The organism is Absiella sp. AM29-15 (genome assembly GCF_003434225.1).
Lineage (GTDB): Bacteria > Bacillota_I > Bacilli_A > Erysipelotrichales > Erysipelotrichaceae > Hoskinsella > Hoskinsella hominis.
This window is the reverse complement of sequence record NZ_QVFL01000017.1, coordinates 56,052-67,748: the sequence shown is the minus strand read 5'-3', so window position 1 is coordinate 67,748 and position 11,697 is coordinate 56,052. Positions and strand designations below refer to the sequence as shown.

Genomic DNA, 11,697 nt, shown 5'->3' with positions numbered 1-11,697 from the left:
ATACCATGATTGCCCTCTGTTTTAAGCACTTTCAGGCACTTTTTCTTTGTTTTCTCCTGTTTAGTATTTTTGCTTTCTTATATATTATACATATTCTTTCAGATATCGTAACGTCATATCATTTTTTATGATGAAAGATGTTGTGATTTTATATATACGGTCTTTAAAATCATATCTTATAAACATCAAAAAAGAAAAGCAACTGATCTAATCAATTACTTTTCCACCTTATCCATAAACTATTCTAATGCGACAACTGATTGTAGTGGTTCATATTTACCACTCACATTATTCTTTACCCTGATATCATCAATATTTGTAAGATGATCAGGATTTTCAACTTCGCGCATGCCATATGCAAAACCACTAATTGCATATTCATTTTCTTTTTGAGATGATGTATGATCTAAAAACACAAGATATGTTTTATCCTTTTCTACAGGGATATCATGTTCATACTCACTAACAACAGATGTGTACCCTGCATCTTCTAACATATCGACCTGTTTTTGAAGCAATCCTTTCTTCCATTCGTTATAACTTAACTTCCCACCTAATCGTGTAAAAGCAATCTTATCATCAATTTTAAGATTGCCTTTATATACTGCCTTCACTACTGCTTTTCCATACGTATATATATCTACATAGATTGCTAACTTATCGTTATAATTAGATGTACCACCAATATCTGTTATTTCAACCAAAGCGATATCGTTATGATGTTTACTCAGCTCTAAATTATTACTTAAATCATACGCATAATCAAAATCAGAATCGATTGTGAGTACTTTATCATTTATTTCGCTTTTTTCATCAGTTGAACATCCAGATAATACCATCAACCCTAACAGGAATAGACAAATTATTTTTTTTAACATTTTCCTCACATCCTTTTATTCTTCTAAAAGACATAACATCTTGAATATCTTTATTGACTCATAATTAGATATATCCCTTATAGCTTTTTTTAGTCAGACATTAGTTGTGAATCTGTATCATTTCTTCAGTTTAGAATCTTGTTGAATGCTTTTTTATACATATGATAATCCCCAAGCTGCCACCATATATATGAATACAGAAAGAAAACCATAGAACAATAAGAAAATTATTGGAGTTTTATTGTCGTTCTTATATTTTAAATTTACTTTTGATTGTATTAAATTTGAAATCATATATGTGATTAGGCAAATGATTACTTTATTCATCAAAACTTCGTTATACATAAATGACGATAATACTATTTCAAAAAGGATCAATAAAATCAAGGAATTGGAAAAATCTATGATTTTCATTCTATTGAATGTGGCTTTTTGTTTCATATCAAACCAACTTTTATATGCAGATAATATACCACTTGATATTAAAAATAACGGTATAGATAATTGAAATATCACATCTTCACTCATAGCAATTAAATTTGAATTTTTGAAAAAGATTAATAATATACAATAAGAAAAAATATATTCAATATAAATACTTCGTGATTGAAATAGTAATAAAAAATAATTTTTTAATATATTCATATTACCATGTAATAGCAATGGTTTACTATCCTTCACATGATTTCTTAATACATAAGCACTTTCTATTTTACTTTTTGTATAAAACAAATAAATTCCAAATGATAATAGTACCATTACACAAATAATCACAAAGAATGGTATACTCATCACTGTACCTAAGCTCACATATTTTACAGGTAAATAGAACAAGAAAGCGAGTATTGCAACACTTATTCCCTCAAAAACTGCTATATATTTTGTTTTTATATATTTCAGAGAAAAATTTACTACACCCTGATAAATAAACAATAAGATAAACAGTATTGAATCAAAAGAAAATAAAAATAATACTATAAAAACAATCGAAGAAAAAAAGTTTGAAGAAGTATGCATAAGCAACTCCGCTAATATTACGAAAAACAAACTATCTAACATCATCAAACAAAGTCCCATATTTGCTAAAGAAATATCTTTATAAGATATATTAAAATGTCTATACTTTTCATAACTTCTATTATTAATTTGCGTAATCATGATATATAATGGTGCAGATAAAATAATAGTATAATAAAGCAGTTGATGAAAAACTGCGCTAAAGGATTTAACCAACTTTAAAATATCTGAATTTATTGAAATACTTTCTAAACCATTTGGCATAAATATTTCCGCAATAAAATATATTACAATTGGAGTTAAAATCACCAACGATATATAATATGGATTATCCGCTAAGTGCCTAATAATAAAATTACTAAGAGTTTTTATTCTAACACAAGCAATTTCTTTAGCCTTGCCCATATGCTTGCTCACTTTCCATTAATTTTGCATTTAGGAATTCCGTTTCTAAATTCAGAGAACTATCATTTATAATATCTTTTACAATCTGGTGATGATTAAATAATAATATTCTATCACACACATCCTCTAAGAATTGTGTATTATGACTAGATATTATAATTGTAGAAGAAAACGCATTATGTTCTTGTTTTAGTAATTTTTTTAATGAAATGATCATGCCAATATCTAATCCATTTGTTGGTTCATCAATTAATATAATATTTTTATGTAAAAACAATTCACCAATGATTTGAATTTTTTTCTTCATACCAAAAGAGTAATCTTTTATTAATTTTGATTGATATTCGCCAGATAAATCAAATAGATCTATATAACGCATGATTTCTTCTTTCTTATTATCATAATCTAATTTTTCAATATGACATATGAATTTAATATATTGCTCTGCCGTTAAATAATCAAGGAGATTAGGTGTATCCTGTATATAAGATACATTTTCTTTGATCATTTGATTATCAATTACTGGATTCGTTGACAATATTAAAATAGCTTCTTGTTTCCCATGAAAACCATATAAGGAATCCAAAAAAGTTGTTTTCCCAGAACCATTTTCCCCCAATAATCCTATAATTTCTCCCTTTGCGATATGGAATGAAACATGCTCTAAAACTGGCTTATCCCCATAAAAAAAACTAAAATCATTTACATCTATTACATTTTCCATTATGGTTTCCCCTTTCATTTTTTGTTATAGTTTGTAATAAGTTTTTTTGTAATAATCGTCATTACTATAACAACAATTAATAATATAAATCCAACGATAAATGGCAAATAATCATACATCATATTTTTTACGATGGTTATTTCATATCCTCCATTATTATATATGCTTCGAAATTCTTCAACTTTTATACCAAATAGTTTTACTGTTTGAACAGTTTCTTCTTGTATATTGACCATTGCTGCTGTCATATCGTAAGATCGCTTAATAATTAAAGCAATCGTACCTATAAAACCAACAAGAAAAACAATAATCGCCATAACAATAATTTTTAAAATTTTTATTAACATATTTTTATTCAATGTCACCAACTCCTTTTTGTACATAAATTCTAAATAATAACATATACACTCACCAATAAAACACCAGCAGTATCTCCCCTTGATGACAAGAATGCGTTACATTTAATGTCATATACATATCTCTTTTTTGCTTATACACTCATGATATCATATATTTTTCATATGGCAATATAAGTGGGATATAACGTAATAAAAGTTATAAATTAATTTGTTTTCATGTATGAACTTAATACATTCTTATTTATACAATAAAGGATAATATAAAAAATATGATGTATATTGTAAATTATCATCTATTATTCCATTATAAAAAAGATAGAATTTTCAAAAGTAATGAAAATCCATATCCTTTTTATTCCAAAATTTTCCCATAAATCACCTACTATAATTTCTACCACTCATCAAGTAACACCCTATTTCTGTATTACTTCACGCTTTATATACTTCCATATCTATTTCTTTAACAGTGATATTCCCATGCCCATCACTTGCTTTAATGAACACTTTATACTGACCTGGATATTTTATATCCAATGTTTGATTCATTATGCCTTCTTTCGCATCCTTTATCTTTTCCTCATCATTGACAGGAGCGTATGTTATAATATAGCCTGGATAAAACTTACTGAATTGCTCATAAGCTTTAATATCTACCTTTTGTTTACCTTTAATATCATAAACATTTAAATCTTTATTTATATCATATGATCCTTGTACCTTCATTCTATTTTCGCCACTATATTCAATTACAGGCGCTTTGGTATCATCTATCAATATCGTAAATATCTTTTTATAATCTTTATCTTTATATTTAATAGAAACTTTCATGTCTATGATTTTCCCAACATTATCTTCATCATATTCAAATTTTGTTTCACAATCTTTTTCATTAACACCTTCTCCTAAGCTATAGTACATATCTTTTGATTGTATATCTTCTCCCCATTCTATAACTTGTGTACCCTTTCCATCTATTCCGCCACCAATTGTAGAGAATCTAATAGGTTCTTCTATTTCTGAATCCTTATTTTGGCATCCGAATAATAATAAGCAGCTTGGTATAACAAATATTAGCATTGTTTTTAATTTTTTCATGATTTGTTTTCTCCTATTATTTTATAAACATCAAATATAGTTCGTAAGTATAGTTATGATAATTACAAGGTGATAACGATTTTCCATGCTCAAAATATCATAAGAGAATGTTTTTAACATAACTTTTTATCTAACATAATTGAATAGTTCAAATATTAATATACCAATAATGATACCTATAACAAGTATAATAATTGACTTTTTATTCATAATTTTTTCCTCCCTTTTTTACAATTTATTTGAATTATCATATCAAACTTCATGTTTTTTTGATAATCAATCCTAATCTAGCATAATAAGCCAAAATGGGTAACACTTTTATTTCATTTAAATTTTAATTATGATTGCAAAATTTGGTTTCTAGTATCATTGTACTACTATAATATTAAAAGGATAGGATTTTCAAAATCACAAAAGCTCACATCCTTTTATTCCTTATTCCGTTACAACAATAGAAGATAGAGGCTCATATTTATCTGTAAAATTATTTTTCACCATAATTTCAGAACTTTCTGTAAGTGTTTTACTTGTATCAATTTCTCTCATACCATAAGCAAAACCTGTAATTGCATATTCATTATCTTTTTGAGATGAAGTATGATCTAAAAACACAAGATACGTCTTACCTTTTTCAACATCAATATCATCTTCAGATTTACTTACAACAGTAGTGTAAACCTCATCATCTTTTAAGCGGTTTAATTGTCTTTCATTTAACCCTTTTTTCCATTTATTAAATTCAATTTCTCCTCCTAATCTTGTGAAGTCTATTTTATCTTCCTTTTTTAAGTTTCCTTTATACACTTCTTTTACAACAGCATTTCCATAAGTGAAAATATCAACATAAGTGTTTAACTTATCATTGTAACTTGAAGAACCTTCCACATCCGTTATTTCAATTAAAGCAATGTTATCATGGTGATCGCATAACTCTTTATTATTACTCAAATCATAAGCATAATCATAATCTGAAGTAATCTTTAATACTTTATTTTCTTTATTTGCTACTTTTTTATCACTCTCAATGTTATTAGAACATCCTGTGAGGATAAATAACCCAACTATAAACATACAGAATATTTTTTTTAGCATTTTAAATCACATCCTTTCTTTTAATACAAATAATTAATTATATTGTTATCACATTGCTGAACCACTTGAACTTTACTTGCCCATGTTTGTGCCATTATACTATATGGATTTTCATTATAGTGTTTTAATCCAAAAGCATATCCCATTTCATGAGTTATTGTTCCTTGAACTTCAGTGTAATATCTATTTCTATTAGAATCATCATTAATATAGATTTCTGTATATGACCAATTACTAGCCGGATTGATACCTAATGCAATCCCTATCCTTACGATCATGTACCCTCCTTTTCTACTTTCATTATAATCCTAAAAGAGAAAAAAACTATAATACCTGCAACGAACGGCTAATTTCTGCAACGAACGGCAGCTATTTAAAAAAGCAACAAAATACATTGTTTATATTCTTCATTTTCACTAACATCAAGATCTCCATTATACTTTTCTATGATACTTTTTAAATAATCATCTTGGAATTTATTTATATACTTTGGCTCTTTAACCAGGCAGATTGGAAAATGTTCATAAATTTCTAATTCATTATCAAAATATCTAATTTCTAAATAGTAATCAGATTTCTTATTTTTTCTCAATAGATTACAGCTACGATTTATTAATATCGTTAGAAAAGCAATTAAATCAGTCGTATTCATATTGATGATTTCAGGAACATTTATCGTTAAATGAAACGTAATATCAGAAAATTCATCTATTTTAGATTGTAGAATATTATTAATATAGACATTTAGACAAATTGGTGTACGGTAAGATGAATAATAATTTACCTGCCATTGCCTGATGTACGGTTTAATTTTTTCTATTTCATTTTGATCAATCATCATTTCAATTTCTAATAATTGATTTTTTGTATCATGAATTAATTTTTGAATTTCACGTTGTTGTATTTCAATCTGATCTATATTCTTTTCCGTCATGGCAATTAATTCCTTGAATATTGTCATATCATATTTCTTTTTTAATATAATGCGATAATATAAAACAAAACATAATATAACAAAAAATATAGTTTCATACAAAATCATTAAAAATAGAAATTTATCATTTTCCTCTGATAATTGAAGGATACGAGATGATATGAATGTACCAACACCTAAACAAATGATTATAATCATAAAACTTTTTCTTTCGACTAGCACTTCTGTTTTTTTTATTTGCATAACTTCAAACCACATTAGTAAAAACATGATAACTTTCAAAATCAATGTAAATATCAACCTGAATATGCCTGGCTCTAGCGACAGTCTTAAATCAATGTTCAATAAATCCGCCATTGTAATACAAAAAGATAAAGTAAAGAAAAATAATGTATCGATTATAAAAGCATTTACTATATTTTTGAAATCAATCTTTTTAGAATATGCAATCAAAAAAAACATAAGTAGAAAATTATCTTTTAATGACGCATACATTCTTGGTAATTCAACAAATTCACTTACATATTGAATTGATGAAAAAATGACCACAGCAATAATAAATTTTACTTTTTCTATTTTTTTGTTCGTTAGTAAGTGAAAAAATAATAAAACATAGCAATAATCTATAACGCTGAACAAATATTCACTCATGCGTATACCTCAATGAATGATATCTAGATTTAAAATCATTCCATTTTTTATCACTTACTTTGATTGTTTTGTCATCTTGAGTCATTAATTCATATCCTCTAGGAACTATTTTTTTATTTTCATAATATTTACAATCGTATTTCGATTTACTTTATAAAAATTATCAGACAATTTATGATTTATTTCCGATAACGATCTTGCGCTAAGATAGAGAAAAGATTTTCTGTTTTCTATTTTCATACATACGGTATGATCTGAATACACAAAATATAAGATTTTATATTCTTCGATTCTTATATCACCATCCAATGTTTTAAAATTATACAATTTATCTTTTTTTATTTCCTGTTCCACTTCATTTACCTTATCAACTAATAATGCATTGATTTTGTCTTTTGGTATAAAACCTAAAACATTAGAATGAAAAGCCTCACCCATCATCTCAGGATAAGATGATACATATACAACATATCTATGTTTCTGAGGATTGTTTTTTATATATCTAATTCCTTTTTCATCTTTTAGCTCAATATCCAATAACAACAGATCATAAACACCTTCGCTACTTTCATAATCTCTTATATTTTCAAAATCTGAAACATCATCATTCTTTCTACATTCTTTTAAAATATGTATTATTTTATTTCTATGTAGTTTATTATCATCAACAATCGCAATCCTCATAAGCATCCCACCTTTTTCTTTTATGATAGCATATATTTTTCACATAGCAAGAAAAGTGGGATATAATGTAAAAAAAGTTATTAATTAATTCCTATTCATATACGAACTTAATACAAGTAAATTATATTATATTTCATCGTAACTCTATTATATAAATAACAGCATATACAAAGGATAGCACTTAATCTTTTCATTTACATTTGTATTATTCGTAGACAATTTATAGCCTTTTGTTAGATGAAAGCGTTCCATAGAAGCTTGTAGGCTTTTAGACTTTGTATTACCTGCCGATTTCACTTCAATCGGCACAACTCGATCATTATCATAAATCACAAAATCAATTTCATATTGACTTCTATATTCATAGTAGTAAATATTTTTATGATGCGCTTGTAAGCATTGATATACTACATTTTCAAAGATGCCCCCTTTATATATTAATAAATCATCCTGCAATATCATTGCGCCAACATTTTGTTCAAACATCGCCAATAATAGACCTGTATCATGAAAGTAAACCTTGAATGCACTTAAATCAATATGGGCTTCCATAGGTTCTTCTAAAGTATCTAATCGATATAATCGATGAATCAGTCCACTATCAAACAGCCATTGTAAACTACTTTCATATATTCTTGCGTTTCCGCCTTTTTTCAAAAGTTTATATTGGAACTTTTTATTGTCTTTTGCTAGTTGTTTTGGAATAGAAGTAAAGCATTCATGAGCTTTTATCTTTTCGCTTCCTTCTCCATACTTCGCAATATCTGCATAATATGCATTCAATATCTGTTGCTGCAGTTGTTTTACTTTATCAAAATTCTTTGATGTTATATATTCCTTTACGACTGCTGGCATTCCACCAACAACAATATATTCCTTAAATAACTGCATCATTTTTTTGTGTAAAGGTTCCATTACCATTGTACCTTTTTCATAACATTCTTTTAGTTGTTTAAAAATTGCTTCAGGTATTTGATTGGCAATAAGGAATTCTTCAAAATCCATTGCATGCAAATCTACCATTTCTACATAGCCTACTGGAAATGATGTTGTATGCGCAATAGAAACACCTAATAAGCTTCCACTTGCAATGACATCAAAATCTTGATTCGCAAAAAAATTTCAATGATGTTAAAGCACTACTGGAAGATTGTATCTCATCAAGGAAAAGCAACGTATTTTGATCAAATATTGTTTCTGGATGTTGAAGTTGATACATGGCGATAATATCTTCTACTTTTCTTGTTTGTTCAAAAACTTCTTTCATGTACATATCTAGTTCAAAATTAATTTCAATTACATGTTCATAATTTGTTTTCGCAAACTTTAAAACACTGTATCTTTTTCCAACGAACCGTGCGCCCTTAATAAGCAATGGTAAATGATTATTCTTTTGTTTCCATGCGATAAGTTGATCATCAAATTTTCTATACATTGTATCATCTCCTTGTATCTTTTTATAGTAGCATATTATTCCCCAGTAAAAAAGTGTTTTTTTACACATTATTCCCCATGAATAAAATGCAGTTAAAAGAAAAATAAGCATAAAGACTACTCGTCTTCATGCTTATTCCATACTCTTACAAAGATGATCAATCGCACAATACCTAATACTAATAACGCAATTCCTATGATTGACATTGCTATCTGATCTGATGTAATTCCATAGTAAATAAAGAATATAGAAACCAGAATCAATGCAATCGCCATGCCCATAGCACGGAAAATCATCTTGCTATCCAATTAGCTCACCTTCGTTCCATTTGGAAGATCTTTTGCAATCGTCACAATATCCAGGTCATCATCATTGCTTGCACATAGAATCATACCCTGGCTTTCTACGCCACGTAAAGATACAGGTTTTAAGTTTGTCACAACAACTACTTTTTTACCTACCACTTCTTCTGGCTTAAAGCTTTTCGCAATACCACTGACAATCTGGCGTGTTTCATCACCAAGATCAATTTGTTCAACTAATAAACGATCTGCTTTTGGATGTTTTTCCGCAGATACAATGGTACCGACTTTTAATTCCACTTTTGTGAAATCTTCAATACCGATTTCTGCTTTTGTTTCGTCATCTGCTTTTTTCTCAGCTTTCTTAGCTGCCTTTGCTTCTTTTTTCTTATCTTCTTCTAACGTTTTCATAAATTCTTTTACATCAATACGTGCGAATAAGATTTCAGGTTTTGGATCAACTGTGTGTCCACATTCCAGATTGCCAAATTCTTCAAGACTAGCAGCATCACGTTCACTCGTGCTTAATTCATCCAGAATCTTTTCTGCTGTTTCAGGCATATAGCTGCTTAATAATACTGCCGCAAAACGAATGCTTTCCAACAGATTATAAAGTACCGTTGCCAAACGATCTTTCTTCGCTTCATCTTTTGCCAATGCCCAAGGTTCTGTTTCATCAATATATTTGTTACATCTCTTTAATAATGTAAAGATTTCTTCAATCGCATCCCCTACATGTAAGGTATCCATTTTAGCTTCTACACGTTTTGGAGTATCTAATGCCAAGTTGATTAATTCATCATCAATTGGCTCTTTTTCAAGTGGATTGCTGATGACACCATTGAAATATTTATTCTGCATAGAAATCGTACGATTCACAAGGTTTCCTAATACGTTTGCTAAATCAGAATTTACACGTTCTACCATTAAATCCCAAGTAATTGTTCCATCTTGTCCAAATGGCATTTCATGTAATACAAAGTAACGAACAGCATCTACACCAAAATAGTGTACCAATTCATCTGCGTAAATTGCATTACCTTTTGATTTAGACATCTTGCCATCACCAACTAACAGCCAAGGGTGTCCAAATACCTGTTTAGGTAGTGGTTCACCTAAAGCCATCAACATGATTGGCCAATAAATGGTATGGAAACGAAGGATATCTTTTCCAATGATATGTACATCTGCAGGCCAGAATTTTTTATAATTTTCTCCATGATTGCCATCTGCATCATATCCTAATGAAGTGATATAGTTACTTAAAGCATCTACCCATACATATACCACATGTTTTGGATCAAAGTCTACAGGAATTCCCCATTTAAAACTTGTACGGGATACACATAAATCCTGTAATCCTGGTTTTAAGAAGTTATTGATCATTTCATTCTTTCTTGATTCTGGCTGAATGAATTCTGGGTGTTCTTCAATATGCTTGATCAATCTAGGTGCATATTTCTGTAAGTTGAAGAAGTATGCTTCTTCTGTTGCTTTTTGTACTGGTCGTCCACAATCAGGACATTTACCATCAATCAGCTGACTTTCTGTCCAGAAGGATTCACATGGTGTACAATACATACCTTCATATTTACCCTTATAAATATCTCCCTGTTCATACAGCTTCTTAAAGATTTTCTGTACCTGTTTTTCATGGTTTTCATCTGTCGTACGAACAAAGTAATCATAGCTTGTATTCATCATATCAAAATTCTTACGAACAATGCCTGCGACATTATCCACAAATTCCTTTGGTGTAACACCAGCTTCTTTTGCTTTTTCTTCAATTTTCTGACCATGTTCATCTGTTCCAGTCTGGAAGAATACATCATATCCCTGCTGACGTTTATAACGGGCGATTGCATCTGTCAAAACGATTTCATACGTATTTCCGATATGTGGTCTACCTGATGTATACGTGATTGCGGTTGTGATATAATACTTGCCTTTTTTGTTGTTACATTTTTCACACATAGTTATAGCCTCCTATTCATATAAAAAAACTTTCGCCAAAGGACGAAAGCTCGTGGTACCACCTTTATTTGTGCATTGCTGCACCTCAAATCGTTAACGCCGACAACGTCTTTTCCTAACTATTCGGAAAAGCGGTTCCAGGTCCAT

The 11,697-nt window shown here is 28.9% G+C and carries 13 protein-coding genes and 1 other annotated feature (1 of these 14 cut by a window edge); all 13 genes read right to left on the bottom strand.

Annotated elements, in window-relative coordinates:
* Positions 1-239: 239 nt before the first annotated feature.
* Positions 240-878, bottom strand: coding sequence for a hypothetical protein (locus DW761_RS16075; protein WP_117518751.1), 639 nt, complete (start codon positions 876-878; stop codon positions 240-242).
* A 153-nt stretch (positions 879-1,031) separates the two neighbouring features.
* On the bottom strand, positions 1,032-2,300 hold the full coding sequence (locus tag DW761_RS16070; protein ID WP_117518750.1) for a hypothetical protein: 1,269 nt from the start codon (positions 2,298-2,300) through the stop codon (positions 1,032-1,034).
* Positions 2,287-3,024: an ATP-binding cassette domain-containing protein gene (locus tag DW761_RS16065; protein WP_158553833.1), complete on the bottom strand. Its 738-nt coding sequence runs from the start codon at positions 3,022-3,024 to the stop codon at positions 2,287-2,289. The genes DW761_RS16070 and DW761_RS16065 overlap by 14 nt, the downstream gene beginning before the upstream one ends.
* Positions 3,025-3,038: 14 nt before the next feature.
* On the bottom strand, positions 3,039-3,383 hold the full coding sequence (locus DW761_RS16060; protein WP_117518748.1) for a hypothetical protein: 345 nt from the start codon (positions 3,381-3,383) through the stop codon (positions 3,039-3,041).
* A 429-nt stretch (positions 3,384-3,812) separates the two neighbouring features.
* Positions 3,813-4,478: a hypothetical protein gene (locus tag DW761_RS16055; protein WP_117518747.1), complete on the bottom strand. Its 666-nt coding sequence runs from the start codon at positions 4,476-4,478 to the stop codon at positions 3,813-3,815.
* Positions 4,479-4,913: 435 nt separating this feature from the next.
* Positions 4,914-5,570, bottom strand: a complete 657-nt coding sequence (locus DW761_RS16050) for a hypothetical protein (RefSeq protein WP_117518746.1) — start codon at positions 5,568-5,570, stop codon at positions 4,914-4,916.
* 20 nt (positions 5,571-5,590) lie between these two features.
* Complete coding sequence (locus DW761_RS16045) at positions 5,591-5,848, bottom strand: hypothetical protein (protein WP_117518745.1); 258 nt, start codon at positions 5,846-5,848, stop codon at positions 5,591-5,593.
* Between the two features lie 95 nt (positions 5,849-5,943).
* Positions 5,944-7,155 (bottom strand): hypothetical protein, encoded by a 1,212-nt coding sequence (locus DW761_RS16040; protein ID WP_117518744.1) that lies wholly within the window; start codon positions 7,153-7,155, stop codon positions 5,944-5,946.
* 105 nt (positions 7,156-7,260) lie between these two features.
* Positions 7,261-7,839, bottom strand: a complete 579-nt coding sequence (locus DW761_RS16035; protein ID WP_158553832.1) for a LytR/AlgR family response regulator transcription factor — start codon at positions 7,837-7,839, stop codon at positions 7,261-7,263.
* A gap of 147 nt (positions 7,840-7,986) precedes the next feature.
* Complete coding sequence (locus tag DW761_RS16030) at positions 7,987-8,862, bottom strand: ATP-binding protein (RefSeq protein WP_117518742.1); 876 nt, start codon at positions 8,860-8,862, stop codon at positions 7,987-7,989.
* A 73-nt stretch (positions 8,863-8,935) separates the two neighbouring features.
* Positions 8,936-9,274, bottom strand: coding sequence for an AAA family ATPase (locus tag DW761_RS16025; protein ID WP_158553831.1), 339 nt, complete (start codon positions 9,272-9,274; stop codon positions 8,936-8,938).
* Positions 9,275-9,390: 116 nt separating this feature from the next.
* The gene (locus tag DW761_RS16020) at positions 9,391-9,582 is read right to left on the bottom strand and encodes a SemiSWEET family transporter (RefSeq protein WP_117518740.1); all 192 of its coding nucleotides are present in this window, start codon (positions 9,580-9,582) and stop codon (positions 9,391-9,393) included.
* Positions 9,583-11,550 (bottom strand): methionine--tRNA ligase, encoded by a 1,968-nt coding sequence (gene metG, locus DW761_RS16015; protein WP_117518739.1) that lies wholly within the window; start codon positions 11,548-11,550, stop codon positions 9,583-9,585. It abuts the gene before it with no gap.
* 35 nt (positions 11,551-11,585) lie between these two features.
* Positions 11,586-11,697: a binding site (T-box leader), on the bottom strand (it continues 87 nt past the right edge of the window).